9 protein-coding genes and 1 pseudogene are annotated in these 16,400 nt (G+C 52.0%); all 10 read right to left on the bottom strand.

The window, feature by feature from the left end; all coding sequences use genetic code 11:
- Positions 1 to 478: pseudogene (locus HMPREF0980_RS19115) on the bottom strand (hypothetical protein); the annotation flags it as partial.
- Positions 479 to 763: 285 nt separating this feature from the next.
- On the bottom strand, positions 764 to 982 hold the full coding sequence (locus tag HMPREF0980_RS08465; protein WP_049728708.1) for a hypothetical protein: 219 nt from the start codon (positions 980 to 982) through the stop codon (positions 764 to 766).
- Between the two features lie 566 nt (positions 983 to 1,548).
- Positions 1,549 to 5,175, bottom strand: a complete 3,627-nt coding sequence (gene rpoC / locus HMPREF0980_RS08455) for a DNA-directed RNA polymerase subunit beta' (RefSeq protein WP_049728706.1) — start codon at positions 5,173 to 5,175, stop codon at positions 1,549 to 1,551.
- A gap of 14 nt (positions 5,176 to 5,189) precedes the next feature.
- The gene (rpoB, locus tag HMPREF0980_RS08450; protein ID WP_049728705.1) at positions 5,190 to 9,056 is read right to left on the bottom strand and encodes a DNA-directed RNA polymerase subunit beta; all 3,867 of its coding nucleotides are present in this window, start codon (positions 9,054 to 9,056) and stop codon (positions 5,190 to 5,192) included.
- 201 nt (positions 9,057 to 9,257) lie between these two features.
- Positions 9,258 to 10,280 carry an ABC transporter ATP-binding protein gene (locus HMPREF0980_RS08445; protein WP_049728704.1) on the bottom strand — a complete coding sequence of 341 codons (1,023 nt, stop codon included), beginning with the start codon at positions 10,278 to 10,280 and terminating at the stop codon, positions 9,258 to 9,260.
- A gap of 23 nt (positions 10,281 to 10,303) precedes the next feature.
- Complete coding sequence (locus HMPREF0980_RS08440; RefSeq protein WP_049728703.1) at positions 10,304 to 11,296, bottom strand: ABC transporter ATP-binding protein; 993 nt, start codon at positions 11,294 to 11,296, stop codon at positions 10,304 to 10,306.
- A gap of 10 nt (positions 11,297 to 11,306) precedes the next feature.
- Positions 11,307 to 12,242 (bottom strand): ABC transporter permease, encoded by a 936-nt coding sequence (locus HMPREF0980_RS08435; RefSeq protein WP_049728702.1) that lies wholly within the window; start codon positions 12,240 to 12,242, stop codon positions 11,307 to 11,309.
- Entirely contained in the window at positions 12,235 to 13,215 is a 981-nt protein-coding gene (locus tag HMPREF0980_RS08430) for an ABC transporter permease (RefSeq protein WP_049728701.1), read from the bottom strand. The genes HMPREF0980_RS08435 and HMPREF0980_RS08430 overlap by 8 nt, the downstream gene beginning before the upstream one ends.
- A 6-nt stretch (positions 13,216 to 13,221) precedes the next feature.
- Positions 13,222 to 14,805 carry an ABC transporter substrate-binding protein gene (locus HMPREF0980_RS08425; RefSeq protein WP_049728700.1) on the bottom strand — a complete coding sequence of 528 codons (1,584 nt, stop codon included), beginning with the start codon at positions 14,803 to 14,805 and terminating at the stop codon, positions 13,222 to 13,224.
- A 444-nt stretch (positions 14,806 to 15,249) separates the two neighbouring features.
- Positions 15,250 to 16,400, bottom strand: a 1,151-nt coding sequence (locus tag HMPREF0980_RS08420) for an FGGY-family carbohydrate kinase (protein ID WP_049728699.1), incomplete at its 5' end; no start/stop codon positions are given.

Genomic DNA, 16,400 nt, shown 5'->3' with positions numbered 1-16,400 from the left:
ACGCCGTCGTGCCAGCGTCGGTCTTGACGGCCAGCTCGCCGGTATTCGGATTGAAGGCGTAATCGTTGTTGTCGATGGTACCGTTGCGCGCGCCGTTCACCGCCAAGGCAAGCCGGCAGTCCCCCTCGTGGTTCTCGGCAAGGGTGCAGCCCTCGGTCGCCGCGCAAAGCACTTCGCTATCGGCGGGCGTTTGCGTGTCCTCTTGCGGCAGCCCGCCGCACTCGTTGTTGTGCTGGTGGGTGCAGGGCTGCTCCGCCACGGCGGCCACATGCCCGCAGCCGTCCTCGTGAGCGTCGCCCGCACAATCCATATCGCAGGGCTGCCCCTCCACGGCTGCCGCATGGCCGCAGCTATCGTCATGGACGTGATTGCAGCCCTTCCCTGCGGCGTAGGCCATGCGGTCGAGGGGAAGCACGGACAGCAGCAGGAAGAGGCAAAGCCCCAGCGCCAACAGCCGGTTTGTCTTTCTTAGTTTCATCTGGTATTCCTCCTTTTCCTGATTGTTAACTGCTCCCTAAACGCGCAGACAGGCGCTTGCCCTCCTGATAGCAGAAGGGCAAGCGCCTGTCTGGGTGGGGAATGGTTCCCCTTTTGGTATGATAAAAGGACAGACTTATTCTGTCTGTCTGTCTGTCTGTCTGTCTGTCTGTCTGTCTGTCTGTCTGTCTGTCTGTCTGTCTAAGGATGGCACAACTATTCATCTTTGTCAACCCCTTTGTAATTTTTTTGCGCCTGCCGGTTCCAACGGGCGGCGGCATTCCCTTTAACGCTCTGCCGCCACGGTTTTCACCTTCCGGCACAGCTCGTCCAGACGGCAGGGCTTTCCGATGGATTCCCGCACGCCGCCTTGCAAGGCTCTGGCCACCGCGAGGCCGCGCCCGACGCGCACCGCGCAGCCCTCCCGTTCCAGGAGCTGCCGATTGGCGGCGTTCATATTTTCGTCGTCCTCGATGAAAGAAATGACTGGCTTCCGGTTCAGCATAATCCCCGCCTTCCTGTCCTAAGGTGCCCTAAAAGACCAAAACAGAAAGCCGCCATCGTGACTTCCTGTTTTTACGGGACCTTTTAGTCCACACACATACATTATAGCGCAGTCAAACGAAAAAAACGAAAAGGTTGCTAAATTGTAACCTTTTTTTAAACTTATTTCTACCGCTCAAAGCAATAGCCCACGCCCCACCCGGAGGTGATGGCATAGCCGCTGCCCTCCAGCTTTTTACGAAGCCGGGAAATGGCGGTTTTCGCCGCGCTGACAGGGACACGCTGCCTCCCTCGGTATGCTTGACGGCGTTGGACACCAGATTGAGCAGCACCTGCAAAAGCCGTTCCTGATCGCCGTTTAAGGGCGGCAGATCGGGGGGCACGTCCACCGTCTGGGCGTTGCCGTAGAATCTCTGGGCCCCACAACAGACCACTTGGAATTTGACAGCTTTGCTGCAGGCATACCCTTTCACCTTGCTTCTATCAATACAAAAAGCGGGAACGCGGCCCCACATTACGATGTAATGCTCTTTGCGGCCTGCGTTCCCGCATCTTCTTACTCTGGCTTTATTCTTCTGCTTCGACGAATTCTTCCACTTCTTCCTCTGGCTCTTCGTCGAACATAAGCTCATCATTCATCATCAGTTCCGTATCCAGCCTGACATCACGGTACTTCCTCATACCTGTACCGGCCGGGATGTGCTTACCGATAATGACATTTTCCTTCAGGCCGATAAGCGGATCGACCTTGCCCTTGATAGCTGCTTCCGTGAGAACCTTTGTCGTCTCCTGGAAAGACGCTGCAGACAGGAATGAATTGGTAGCAAGAGACGCTTTTGTTATACCGAGCATAATCTGCTCTCCTGTAGCCGGCTCTTTGCCTTCTTCCGCAAGCCTTTCATTCACATCTTCAAAATCAAGGATATCCACCGTCGTCCCCGGAAGGAATTCGGCATCCCCCGCCTCTTCGATGCGGACTTTCTTGAGCATCTGGCGCACGATGACTTCGATATGCTTGTCGTTGATTTCAACGCCCTGCAGACGGTATACCCGCTGTACTTCCTGTATCATATAGTCCTGCACAGCGCGCAGGCCTTTTATCTTAAGGATATCGTGAGGATTGACGCTACCTTCCGTCAGTTCGTCTCCCGCCTCAAGCTCTGCTCCGTCCTGTATCTTGATTCTGGAGCCGTAAGGGATGAGATATGCCTTTGATTCGCCCGTCTCGTTGTTCGTAACGATAATCTCACGCTTCTTCTTCGTATCATTGATAGAGGCCGTACCGGCAAATTCAGTAATGATTGCAAGCCCCTTCGGCTTTCTTGCCTCGAAAAGCTCCTCCACACGCGGAAGACCCTGGGTGATATCGTCACCGGCAACGCCTCCTGTATGGAAGGTACGCATCGTAAGCTGCGTACCCGGCTCTCCGATAGACTGGGCCGCAATGATACCTACCGCCTCGCCAACCTGGACCGGTTCTCCTGTCGCCATGTTCGCCCCGTAGCACTTGGCACATACGCCGCTGTGTGATTTACAAGTGAGAATCGTACGTATCTTAATCTTCTTGAGTTCTCCGCCCTTCTCATCAACCCCTTTTTTGATGATGAGCTCCGCTCTCTTTGGCGTCACCATATGGTTCGCCTTCACAAGTATATTGCCGTCCTTGTCGACGATATTCTCGCAGAGATAGCGTCCTGTGATACGCTCCTGGAGGCTTTCAATCTCTTCATTCCCATCCATGAACGCTTTTACATACATGCCTGGAATCTCGGCGCCCTTCTTGGCACAGTCGACCTCATGGATAATAAGCTCCTGTGACACGTCAACGAGACGTCTCGTCAGGTAACCGGAGTCAGCCGTACGCAGAGCCGTATCGGAAAGACCTTTACGTGCACCGTGCGCAGACATGAAATATTCCAGTACGTCAAGTCCTTCACGGAAGTTCGACTTGATAGGCAGCTCTATCGTACGTCCTGTCGTGTCTGCCATAAGGCCACGCATACCGGCAAGCTGCTTGATCTGCTTGTCGGAACCACGGGCTCCGGAATCCGCCATCATAAAGATGTTGTTATATTCGTCAAGTCCTGACAGCAGCGCTTCTGTGAGTGCATCGTCAGTAGCTTTCCATGTCTCAACAACTTCCTTGTATCGCTCCTCTTCCGTTATCAGGCCCCGCTTGTAGTTCTTCGTAATCTTATCCACAGTATCCTGGGCCTGCTGAATCATCTCCGGTTTCTGCGGCGGTACGGTCATGTCGGAGATAGACACTGTCATCGCCGCTCTTGTAGAATACTTGTAACCGGTAGACTTGATAGCATCGAGCACTTCCGCAGTAGCCGTTGCACCATGCGTGTTGATGACCTTTTCCAGTATCTGTTTCAGCTGTTTCTTACCTACGTGGAAATCCACTTCCAGCTTCAGCTCGTTTCCTTCGGTCTCGCGATCCACAAAGCCAAGGTCCTGGGGTATGATCTCATTAAAGATAAACCTTCCAAGGGTAGACTCTATCGTCTCCGTCTTGACTTTTCCGCCTGCCACTGCCTTTGCCATGCGGACCTTGATACGTGAATGAAGCGTAATTGCATTATTTTCATAGGCGAGTATCGCCTCGTTTACACTCTTGAATACTTTGCCCTCACCTTTTGCACCGGGCCTTTCCTGTGTCAGGTAGTAGATGCCGAGCACCATATCCTGTGATGGGACTGCGACCGGACCTCCGTCTGAAGGCTTCAGCAGGTTGTTCGGCGACAGGAGCAGGAACCGGCATTCCGCCTGCGCCTCCACAGAGAGCGGAAGATGGACCGCCATCTGGTCACCGTCAAAGTCGGCGTTATAAGCAGTACATACCAGAGGATGGAGCTTGATTGCCTTGCCTTCCACAAGAATCGGCTCGAATGCCTGTATGCCGAGTCTGTGGAGCGTAGGGGCACGGTTCAGCATGACCGGATGCTCCTTGATGACATCTTCCAGCACATCCCATACTTCCGGCTGCAGCCGTTCTACCATTTTCTTCGCGTTCTTGATATTGTGCGCCGTACCATTCTGCACGAGTTCTTTCATTACAAAAGGCTTGAACAGCTCTATCGCCATCTCTTTCGGAAGACCGCACTGGTATATCTTAAGTTCTGGTCCTACTACGATAACAGAACGCCCCGAATAATCGACACGTTTGCCGAGCAGGTTCTGGCGGAAACGTCCCGACTTTCCCTTCAGCATGTCGGAAAGAGACTTCAGCGCCCTGTTGCCCGGTCCTGTGACCGGACGTCCGCGGCGGCCGTTGTCTATAAGCGCGTCTACCGCTTCCTGAAGCATTCTCTTTTCATTCCTGACGATAATGTCAGGAGCGCCAAGTTCCAGGAGACGTTTCAGACGGTTATTCCTGTTGATGATTCTTCTGTACAGGTCATTTAAGTCAGATGTGGCAAAACGTCCGCCATCCAGCTGTACCATAGGACGGAGATCCGGCGGGATTACAGGGATTGCGGTCATAATCATCCATTCCGGCTTGTTTCCGGATTCCCGGAACGCCTCTACGACTTCCAGACGCTTCACGATCCTGGCGCGCTTCTGCCCCGTAGCCCCTTCAAGCCCGGCTTGAAGCTCTTCATATTCTTTGTCGAGATCAATGGACTCCAGAAGCTCTTTGATTGCCTCCGCGCCCATGCCTACCCGGAATGAGCTGCCCCAGGACTCCCTTGATTCCTGATATTCCTGCTCTGAGAGTACCTGCTTATACTGAAGGTCCGTCTCTCCTTTGTCGAGCACGATATAAGACGCAAAATACAGCACCTTCTCCAGAGTTCTCGGAGACAGGTCGAGTATAAGGCCCATACGGCTCGGAATACCTTTGAAATACCAGATGTGTGATACCGGGGCGGCAAGCGCGATGTGGCCCATACGTTCACGGCGTACGCTTGCCTTCGTAACCTCGACACCGCACCGGTCACATACGACCCCTTTATAACGAATCTTCTTATACTTGCCGCAGTGGCATTCCCAATCCTTGCTAGGTCCGAAAATCTTCTCACAGAATAATCCGTCTTTCTCAGGCTTCAGTGTTCTATAATTAATGGTCTCAGGCTTTGTCACTTCTCCTCTGGACCAGTCTAATATCTTATCAGGTGATGCCAGACCGATTTTGATCGCATCAAAAGTCATTGGCTGATATGATTGTTCGTTACTGTTTATAGGCATACAGGCACCCCTTCCTATTCTTCATCTATATCCATTGCAAATTCATCAGTTTCTTCAAATTCCACATCGAAGTCTTCTTCCTCTGCTTCTGCTTCTTCCACATCCACAAGCTCTTCTCCCTGGAATTCCTGTTCTGTATAACCCTTTGCACCGAGGTTATCTTCCTCGCGGTAGTTTCTGTCGCCTTCAATCAGAGAATGGAAATCCGTTTCACCCATATCTACCGTCTCCATGATTTCAACTTCTGTGTTGTCATCACGCAGCACGCGTACATCCAGGCCCAGGGACTGGAGCTCTTTGAGCAGCACCTTGAAGGATTCCGGTATGCCTGGCTCCGGGATGTTCTCACCCTTGATAATCGCCTCATACGTCTTGACACGGCCGATGACATCATCCGACTTGACGGTCAGGATTTCCTGCAGCGTGTAAGATGCACCGTATGCCTCAAGCGCCCACACCTCCATCTCACCAAACCGCTGGCCGCCGAACTGGGCTTTGCCGCCGAGAGGCTGCTGTGTGACGAGTGAGTAAGGGCCAGTAGAACGGGCGTGGATCTTGTCATCGACAAGATGGTGCAGCTTCAGGTAATGCATGTGTCCGATCGTAACCGGGCTGTCGAAGAACTCCCCGCTTCTTCCGTCGCGGAGACGGACCTTCCCGTCTCTTGATATCGGGACACCCTTCCACAGTTTCCTGTGCTCACGGTTGTCTGACAGATATTGGAGCACTTCCGGGAGAAGGTCTTCTTTATGCTTCTTCTCAAATTCTTCCCAGCTCAGATTCACATAATCATTGGCCAGGTCAAGAGTGTCCATAATGTCGATCTCGTTCGCACCGTCGAATACCGGTGTCGCTATATTAAAGCCAAGAGCCTTCGCCGCCAGCGACAGGTGGATTTCGAGCACCTGCCCGATGTTCATACGTGAAGGCACGCCAAGAGGATTCAGAACGATGTCCAGCGGACGTCCGTTCGGAAGGAACGGCATATCCTCCACAGGAAGCACACGGGAAACGACACCTTTGTTACCGTGGCGTCCGGCCATCTTGTCACCGACAGATATCTTTCTCTTCTGAGCAATATATATGCGCACCGCCTGGTTGACGCCCGGAGACAGTTCATCGCCGTTCTCCCTCGTAAACACCTTCGCATCTACGACGATACCATATTCCCCATGAGGTACTTTAAGGGACGTATCCCTTACTTCACGCGCCTTCTCACCGAAGATGGCACGCAGCAGCCTCTCTTCCGCCGTCAGCTCGGTCTCTCCCTTCGGCGTCACTTTGCCGACGAGGATATCGCCTGCGCGTACTTCCGCACCGATGCGGATGATGCCTCTCTCGTCCAGATTCTTGAGCGCATCGTCACCGACACCAGGGATATCACGGGTAATCTCTTCCGGTCCAAGCTTCGTATCGCGCGCCTCTGCCTCATATTCTTCGATGTGGACAGAGGTATACACGTCGTCCTGCACGAGACGTTCACTCAGAAGGACCGCATCCTCGTAGTTGTACCCTTCCCATGTCATAAAGCCAATCAGCGGGTTCTTGCCAAGTGCCATCTCTCCGTTTGACGTTGACGGTCCGTCTGCAATCACGTCGCCTTCCTCCACACGGTCTCCTTTGAAAACGATTGGCCTCTGGTTGTAGCAGTTGCTCTGGTTGCTGCGCAGGAACTTCGTGAGCTTATATCTCTTCAGCGTATTGTCATCCTGACGGATCGTTATCTCATTGGAAGTAGACCGTTCCACCACGCCGGCTGCTTCTGCCACCATGCATACACCGGAGTCTACGGCAGCTTTTTCTTCCATACCCGTTCCGACTACCGGAGCCTCGGTCATAAGGAGCGGAACCGCCTGGCGCTGCATGTTGGAGCCCATGAGCGCACGGTTGGCATCGTCATTTTCCAGGAAAGGAATGAGCGCCGTAGCGACAGAAAATACCATCTTCGGCGATACGTCCATATAGTCAAATCTGGTCCGTTCATATTCTTGTGTCTCTTCGCGGTAACGGCCGGATACATTTTTGTGGATAAAATGCCCTTCTTCATCAAGAGGTTCGTTCGCCTGCGCCACGTGGTAATTGTCCTCTTCATCCGCGGTCATATACACTACATCGTCCGTCACGACCGGATTGTCAGGATCTTCATGGCTAATCTTACGGTATGGGGCTTCCACAAAGCCATACTGGTTAATCCTTGCATAGGTCGCGAGGGAGTTGATCAGTCCGATGTTAGGACCTTCCGGCGTCTCAATCGGGCACATTCTTCCGTAATGTGAATAGTGGACGTCACGTACCTCGAAGCCGGCACGGTCTCTTGAGAGACCGCCTGGTCCAAGTGCGGACAGACGTCTTTTGTGGGTCAGCTCACCGAGCGGGTTGTTCTGATCCATGAACTGTGACAGCTGTGAAGATCCGAAGAATTCCTTCACCGCGGCCGTTACAGGTTTTATATTGATCAGAGACTGCGGGGATATCCCCTCCAGATCCTGAGTCGTCATTCGTTCACGCACAACTCTTTCCAGTCTGGACAGTCCAATTCTGTACTGGTTCTGTAATAATTCACCAACCGCGCGAATACGTCTGTTGCCGAGATGGTCGATATCATCATCATTGCCAAGCCCGTATTCAAGATGGATATTATAATTGATGGATGCCAGGATGTCTTCTTTGGTTATATGCTTCGGAATCAAGTCGTGGATATCCCTCTTGATCGCATCTTTCAGCTCATCGATATCACCTGCCGTCTCTTCCAGAAGCGTTTCCAGCACCGGGTAATACACGAGCTCGGTAACCCCTACCTCTTTCGGATCGATGTCAACGATGGATGCAAGGTCCACCATCATATTGGAAAGCACTTTGATATTGCGCTCTTCCTCCGGTCTTTCGATCCACACGAACGGAACCGCTGCGTTCTGGATGGCATCAGCGATTTCTCTCGTCACTTTCGTCCCTTTCTCCGCCACCACCGCGCCGGTCAATGCATGTTTGACATCCTCGGCGAGCACGTTTCCTGTGATGCGGTTCTTAAGGGCAAGCTTTTTATTGAATTTATAGCGGCCGACTTTGGCCAGGTCGTAACGTCTCGGATCGAAGAACATGCTTGTGATAAGGCTTTCCGCACTGTCCACCGCAAGAGGCTCGCCCGGACGGATCTTCTTGTACAGCTCCAGCAGGCCTTCCTGGTAGTTTGTCGCGGCATCCTTTTCAAAGCTTGCAAGAATCTTAGGCTCCTCGCCGAACAGCTCCACAATCTCAGGATTCGTACCGATTCCCAAGGCACGGACCAATACGGTTATCGGCACCTTTCTTGTCCGGTCTACACGCACATAGAAAACGTCATTGGAATCCGTCTCGTACTCAAGCCATGCACCCCGGTTTGGAATGACCGTAGATGAATACAGCTTCTTCCCTACTTTGTCATGCGCAATCGCATAGTAGATTCCGGGTGAACGTACTAACTGGCTGACAATTACACGTTCCGCACCGTTGATTACGAACGTTCCGGTACTTGTCATCAGCGGCAGGTCACCCATAAAGATTTCATGCTCATTGATTTCATCGGTTTCCTTGTTGTGAAGCCGTACTCTTACTTTCAAAGGCGCCGCGTAAGTGGCGTCGCGCTCTTTGCATTCTTCGATCGTGTACTTCACATCATCCTCGCACAATGTAAAATCAACAAATTCCAGGCTGAGATGGCCGCTGTAGTCGGCAATCGGGGAAATATCATCAAATACTTCTTTTAACCCTTCATCCAGAAACCACTGGTAAGAATCTTTCTGGACTTCAATCAGGTTAGGCATCTGAAGAACTTCTTTTTGCCTGGAATAGCTCATGCGTGAACTTTTTCCGCTTTTGATAGGACGAATTCTGTTTTTCTCCATATTGACGTTTCACTCCTCATATATTTTTTGGGTGGGCTACGAGTTGCCCATAACATACTACTGATTCAGTGAAACCGCTTGTTCAAGCCATTTCACGCGGTATCATGGCATAACTTTCCACAATAGCGCATTTTTTACTATACCACATAGAATTTGAGCTTGTCAACCAAAAACTGTAAAAAAGGCGGCATTGCCTCGTTTTTAACCCGCATTGCCGCCTTTAGCGCCAGCCTGCCCGTTATCCGGACCGGCCGAAGCACTTTCTTCCTTATATAAATGGCACGCTGCAAAGTGCCCCTTTTCCACTTCCCGCAGCATCGGCTCTTCCTGTGCACATATGTCTGTCGCTTCATCGCATCTTCCACAGAACCGGCACCCACTTCCCGGATTGGCCGGACTTGTCCGTTCTCCTCTCAGGCTAAATCTTTTTCTCTCTGCCTGCGCTTTCGGATCAGGTATCGGCACCGCCGACAGAAGTGCCCGCGTATACGGATGCTTCGGATTGTTATACAGCAGGCCTGACGGAGCTATCTCTACGATTTTGCCGAGATACATGACGGCTACACGATCCGATATATATCTGACCATGGAAAGGTCATGGGCGATAAACATATAAGTCAGCCCTCGCTCTTCCTGAAGTGTCATGAGCAGATTGACAATCTGCGCCTGGACCGACACATCGAGTGCGGATATCGGTTCGTCACATACGATAAGTTCCGGCTCTACGGCAAGCGATCTGGCTATCCCTATCCTCTGCCGCTGCCCGCCTGAAAATTCATGTACATAGCGGTCCCTGTGCCCGCCCGACAGGCCGACGGCCGCAAGCAGCTCCTCTACTTTTTCCATGCATTCTCTTCCATTGCCTGCCATATTGTGGGCAAGCATACCCTCCGCTATGATATCTCCCACCTTCATCCTTGGATCAAGCGAAGCATAGGGGTCCTGGAATATCATCTGCACTTCTTTTGTGAATCTCCGCTTCTCCTTCCCCCGCAAACTGCCTACGCGCATGCCTTTGTAAAGCACCTCTCCCTCTGTGGCTTCGTATATCCCCATGCACGTTCTGCCGCATGTCGTCTTTCCGCAGCCGGACTCGCCCACTATGCCAAGCGTCTCGCCTTTCCTGACGTAAAATGATACATCATCCACCGCTTTCTGCACTTGGTTTTTCCCTGTCCTAAAATACTTTTTCAGATGTCTGACTTCCAGCAGATGCTCATCCATAATCGTTGTGAACCGCCTTTCTTCTATTCTCCGCCGCGTTCTGCCAGCGGATGGTACAGCCAGCACCGCGCGCGGTGTCCCTCTCCAAATTCGTATGCGGGAGGACGCCTGTATCCACAGAGACGCATGGCGTGGCTGCACCTTTCATAAAACGGACATCCCTCCGGCGGATGGACGATATCAGGCGGAGTCCCCTCGATAGGTGCCAGTTCCTGCACTCCCATGTCAAGCCTGGGCACCGCTTTGAGCAATGCCTCGGTATATGGATGCTTGGCGTGATAAAACAAGTCTGTGTCTGTCCCCTCTTCCATCACTTCACCCGCATACATCACTACAATCTTATCGGCCATATCAGCCACGATGCCCAGATCATGCGTAATCAGTATGACCGTCATATGCCGTTCACTTTGCAGTTTCTTCAGCAATTCAATAATATCTGCCTGGATGGTTACGTCCAGTGCAGTGGTCGGTTCGTCCGCTATCACGATGCGCGGGCCGCACGCGAGGGCAATTGCAATCATAACCCGCTGCCTCATGCCTCCTGAAAACTCATGGGGATATTGATGCATCCTCTTTTCAGGGTCTGATATCCCGACCTTTCCAAGCATTCCTTCTGCTTCTCTCCACGCCTGCATCTTGTCAGTCTCATGATGCAGGAGTACCGTTTCCGCAATCTGCTTCCCTATCTTCATCGTCGGATTCAGCGAGGCCAGGGCATCTTGAAATATGATGGAGCATTCCGCTCCCCGGAACGCCTGCCACTCTTTCTTGGAGAAAGTCAAAATATCTTTTCCCTCATACCAGATATGGCTGTCTTCTTTAATCTCACCCGGCGGAACCGGAATCAGTCCCATAATGGCCCTCGCCGTCACAGATTTTCCGCAGCCGGATTCTCCTACGACAGCCAGCGTACCGCCTTCATCTGCAGTAAAGGAAACGCCTCTGACCGCTTGTGCCTCTCCGGCATAAGTGTGATACGAAACGCGGAGGTTCTCCACTCTTAACAGTTCGCTCATCTTATCACCTCTACTTCGTTAGTTTTGGGTCCAGCGCATGCTGAAGCATGTCGCCGAGTATATTGAAGCACAGTACCGTCACGAGAATCAATATGCCCGGCACTATAGCCAGCAGCGGTTCATGCAGGATATATTTCTGGGCGTTCTGAAGCATGCTGCCCCACGACGACATGGGAAGCTGCACGCCGTAACCGAGAAAGCTCAGCGCGGACTCGTCCAATATAGCCCTTGCTATGCTGATGCTTGCCGATACGATAATCTGTGAAGACATATTCGGTATAATATGTCTCATGATAATCTTGGCATCGCTGACACCGAGGCATTTGGCCGCAATCACAAAATCTCTCTGCTTCAGACTCAGTGTCTCCGCCCTTACAACCCGGGCCACGCTTGTCCAAGAGAAGAATGCCAGCATGAGGACAAGCACGACCAGACCCGGCTGCACAAATGCATAGATTACAATGATAAACAGCAGATTAGGTATAGAAAGAAATATGTCCACAATCCGCATCAGAATATTGTCCGTCTTCCCTCCCACATAACCGCTCACAGTGCCAAGCAGCGTACCGGCGACGACCGATACGGCCATCGCCGCACATCCGACCGCCAGCGACACTCTGCCTCCGTACAGCGCTCTTGTAAAAGTATCTCTCCCTAAATCATCCGTGCCAAGCAGATGTCCCGGCCCGGGCCGCTGAAGCGCATTCTGGATGTCCAGCGCATCCGGATCGTAAGGGGACAGCGGCGCCAGTATGGCAGCAAGCGTTATCAGCAGTATCGTCACAGCGCATGCAGCAGCCAGCCTGTTTTCCTTCAACAGATATTTTATGCCATGAAAGGTACTTCTGCCATGGAAATCATCTTGTCTCTTCCTTTGTAACGGCGCGGGAGCAAACGCTTCCTTCGCAAGTGCCGCCTGTCCGTCTTGAACCGTACTTTTATCCATGCCGCACCTCTTTTCCCTGCTTGATTCTGGGGTCTGCGAATCCGTACAGCATATCTGCCAGAAAATTTCCAATGAGCAGTATCGTACATGAGAGCATGATAATTCCCATAATCATCGGGTAATCCCTGTTGTTGATTGCAGTCATGCAAAGTGTCCCGAGACCAGGCCATCCGAATACAGATTCCACGATAAAAGAGCCCGTAATCAGCGTGCCAAAATTCATGCCCACAATCGTGATGATGGGCAGGAGACAGTTCTTTAAAACATGGCTCTTTAATATCTGTCGTTTTGAGGCCCCTTTCGATGCTGCGGTCAACACATATTCTTCTTCCAGCTGGTTGATTGTGTTAGACCTCATATACCGTACAAATACAGCCGTGTTGTTCACTGCAAGCACCGTGGCCGGGAGCACCCCGTGCCATATGACGTCTGCGGCAGAGTCTGCTCCCATGGTCCTCATGCCTGAACTTGGAAACAGCCCAAGGCGCAGGGAAAACACGATAATCAGCAGCAGCGCAAACCAGAAGGAGGGGATAGAGATGCCCACATAGCTGACCCCGCTTATGATGTTATCTATCCATTTATTCTTGTGTGTTCCTGCCGCCAGGCCAAGGGGTACTGCCAGGATGACCGAAAGCACGAGCGAAGCGGCCATCAGCCCAATCGTCCCGGGCAGACGTTCCAGAATCTGAGGACGGACCGGCAGAAAATTATTTAAGGAGATACCCCAGTCGCCTGTGAGCGTCTTTCCTGCCCAGCTCACATACTGGTGTACGACATTACCGGTAAGTCCCAGGTCCTCCCGCAGCGTATCGAGCTGTTCTTCGGACATCTTGAAACTTGATTTGCCTGGTGATGTGTACATGTATAGAGGGTCGCCGGGCGCAAAATAGATTATGGCAAACGCAAACATGGATACGAGTACGAATACGGCGGCCATCTGCAATATACGTTTTAACAAATAACTCTTCATCCGTCTTTACTTAAAGCTCAGCTTCGTGTAGTCTTCAAACACCGGGTTCGTCTGTAGTTCGTCCGCTCCCTGCAGGCTGCTCGTCGTGGCGAATACATAGTTTGGATAAGCAATCGGGTAGACAGACATATCTTCTACCGCTTTCTCCTGCAGTTTTTTATATATTTCCGTCCTCTCTGCATCATCTGTGGCAGCCCTGCCCTGCTTCCACAGATCCAGCTGTCCGTCGCTAACTTCCAGGTTGATTCCCCACGTTCCGTCAAACATGCCTGCTATGACTTCATCAGGATCCCCGAAGGCGCCATATCCGTTAAAGTACAGGTCATAATCCGACGCATCCCCGAATACCCGGTCAAAGAAACCGTTGGATTCCATCCCCTCTACCTCGAGGCGGATTCCCACATCCTTCAGCTGCTGCTGGACAATCAGTGCCGTCTCTTTCATGAAGGCCCTGTCCTGGTTATAGACAAGCTTCAGCGTCTTATCGTCCAGCCCGGTTTCTTTCACGAGCTTCTTTGCCTTATCGACATCTTGTACATAGCCCTTGATATCCTCATCGTAATACTGTGTCGCATTGCTGAATATGGTATTTGCAGCTGTTCCCATGGCTGTTCCATATGCACCTTCAACAATCTCTTCATTGTCCAGTGCGGCATAGATGGCTTCTTTTACTTTCGGATCTGAGAACGTATCGCTGAATTTGTTACATGCAAGATAGTTCACCCGGCCCTCCGGGAACGTATGCACCGTAATCTCCTCGTCTCCTTCATACATATCAGCCGCTGTCTGGCTGGATATCTCCATAAAATTAATCTCGCCTTTCTGAAGGGCGACTTCCTGAGCACTCGTATCAGGAATCACCTTATATACGACCTTATCTATAGAGGGCCTGTCCCCATAGTAGCCGTCGAATCTTTCCAGCTCCAGGTATTCTCCGTTCTTAAATGCCTTCACCTTATACGGTCCCGAACCGATGCCCTTCAGGTTTGCCTCGGAGTCTGCCTTGATGTCCGTGTCATTATCATATACATGTGCCGGAAGAAGCGGCAGCCTTCCAAGAATCGTAACATAGGATGCCGAAGGCTCCGGCAGGGTAATCTGTACGGTCAGATCATCCATCTTCTCATACGTCACCGGTTTATCGCCGATATATACCGCGTTGGCATAGCCAGCGCCGTTATCCGGGTCTGCATTGACGTCAAGGGAGAAGATGATGTCATCAGCTGTTATCGCTTCCCCGTCATGCCATTTCAGATTATCCTTTAACGTTAATGTGACGGTCATCCCATCGTCAGACACTTCCACACGATCCGCCAGATAATACCTCGTCTCTGATTCCGTCTTCATATAGAGCTCATCATATACTGCGCCGAGCATGAGCCAGCCCTCTTTCATCGACTCCAGGTGCTTGTTCAGGTTTGTAACCGAAGAGGATACTCCCATCACCAGCTCATTTGCATCTGATGTCTTTGTATCTGAAGTATCCGCGTCCGGCGCGGAATCTTCGGACTTTTCTTTACTGCCGCAGCCTGCAAGTATCATTGCAGCCATGGCCAGGCACAGCAGCGCACTCAATAATCTCTTCTTCATATTCTCCTCCTTGTGCATAGTTCTTCTAGTTTTTCATCTACTGTTATTGTTCCCTCAGTTGACAAGGGCATATACAATATGAGCATTATATGATCCGAGTTTTTTGCTGTCAATTTACGTCATTATTATTTTAACGCAGTAAATTACATGTATTTTTTTCATATTTCGCAGTTTTTACTGTTATTTTTTCTGTTTATTACATATAGTTTTTGCTATTATTTTTTATTTATCTTATTTTCTGTAAACCGTTATAATTGATATCTATATCTGTTTTCACATATTAATATTATCAATAGAAATTACCTATAATTTTATTGTATATTTTTCCCATTTTATTGTTTATATCTATGGTTCTGATATTTGTATTATAAAAACAGCCCCGCCGTATTCCGAAGCTCTCTCTGCATCAGAATACGGCAGGGCTGATTCGTCCTGTCCACGATATTATTTTGTCAGCACAGAGGACACCGCGGATTTCCAGCCGCTGTATTTCTTTGTCCTTACATCCTCTTTCATCTTCGGCTCATATTTTACCCGTTTCAATCTGTCAAAGATGCTTTCATCCCACACGCCGAGGGCAAGCCCTGCTGCGTACGCCGGGCCGATGCCCGACAGCTCTTCCGAATCCGGCACCTGCACCGCGGCCTGGGCGATATCGCTCTGGAACTGCATCAGGTACCGGTTCCTCGTCGGGCCTCCGTCCACCCGCAGCTCTTCCACCTTCACCCCCGCATCCTGGCTCATGGCTTTCACGATGTCCGTTATCTGGTAGGCGATGCATTCCACCCCTGCCCTCACCACCTCCGCACGGCCTGTCGTGCGCGTCATCCCTACGATGGCCGCCGCCGCGCGGCTGTCCCAGTACGGCGCCCCGAGGCCCGAAAACGCGGGGACGAGGTACAGGCTGTCGTCCTGCACCGCCTCCCGGGCCAGCCCTTCCGTCTCCCCCGGCGAGCTGATGAGCTTCAGGTCGTCCTTCAGCCACGTGATTACCGCCCCCGTGTAGTTCAGGTTCCCCTCCAGCACGTAGCTCACCTTCCCGCCCATGCTCCATGCGAGGGACGTCACCACCCCATGGGTGCTTAAGACCGGCCTCTCCCCGATGTTCATCATGATTGAGGAGCCCGTGCCGTAGGTGGACTTTATCATCCCGGGCCTTAAGCAGCCCTGGCCGAACAGGGAGCCGTGGGAGTCCCCGAGCACCCCGTGGATCGGCACCGGGCGGGGGAGCAGCCCTTCGAAGTCCGTCTCGCCGAAGTCGGAATCCGAGTCACACACCTCGGCCAGGTTCGCCGGGTCTATCCCGAAGAGCCGGCAGATGTCCGCATCCCACGTGAGCTCGAAGATGTTGAAGAGCTGCGTCCGGGAGGCGTTGGAGTAGTCGGTCTTGTAGGACTTCCCGCCGGTCAGCTTATAGATGAGCCAGCTGTCTATCGTGCCGTGGCAGATTTCACCTGCGGCCGCCTTCTCTCCTGCCCCTTCCACATGCTCCAGTATCCAGGCGATCTTGGACGCCGGGAAGTAGGGGGAGAGGTTCATGCCGGTAGCCCTGCGGATGTGCTCCGCCTCGCCCAGCCCCTCCACCCGCTCGCAGA

The sequence above is a fragment of the Dorea sp. D27 genome (assembly GCF_001185345.1).
Taxonomy (GTDB): Bacteria; Bacillota; Clostridia; order Lachnospirales; family Lachnospiraceae; genus Extibacter.
This window is presented reverse-complemented; position numbering and strand designations above follow the sequence as displayed.

Coding starts and splice junctions, on each gene's coding strand:
- HMPREF0980_RS08445 (WP_049728704.1), bottom strand. CDS start 10,280: ATGGATGAGCATCTGCTGGAAGTCAGACATCTGAAAAAGTATTTTAGG.
- rpoB (WP_049728705.1), bottom strand. CDS start 9,056: ATGGAGAAAAACAGAATTCGTCCTATCAAAAGCGGAAAAAGTTCACGC.
- HMPREF0980_RS08425 (WP_049728700.1), bottom strand. CDS start 14,805: ATGAAGAAGAGATTATTGAGTGCGCTGCTGTGCCTGGCCATGGCTGCA.
- HMPREF0980_RS08435 (WP_049728702.1), bottom strand. CDS start 12,242: ATGGATAAAAGTACGGTTCAAGACGGACAGGCGGCACTTGCGAAGGAA.
- HMPREF0980_RS08430 (WP_049728701.1), bottom strand. CDS start 13,215: ATGAAGAGTTATTTGTTAAAACGTATATTGCAGATGGCCGCCGTATTC.
- HMPREF0980_RS08440 (WP_049728703.1), bottom strand. CDS start 11,296: ATGAGCGAACTGTTAAGAGTGGAGAACCTCCGCGTTTCGTATCACACT.
- HMPREF0980_RS08465 (WP_049728708.1), bottom strand. CDS start 982: ATGCTGAACCGGAAGCCAGTCATTTCTTTCATCGAGGACGACGAAAAT.
- rpoC (WP_049728706.1), bottom strand. CDS start 5,175: ATGCCTATAAACAGTAACGAACAATCATATCAGCCAATGACTTTTGAT.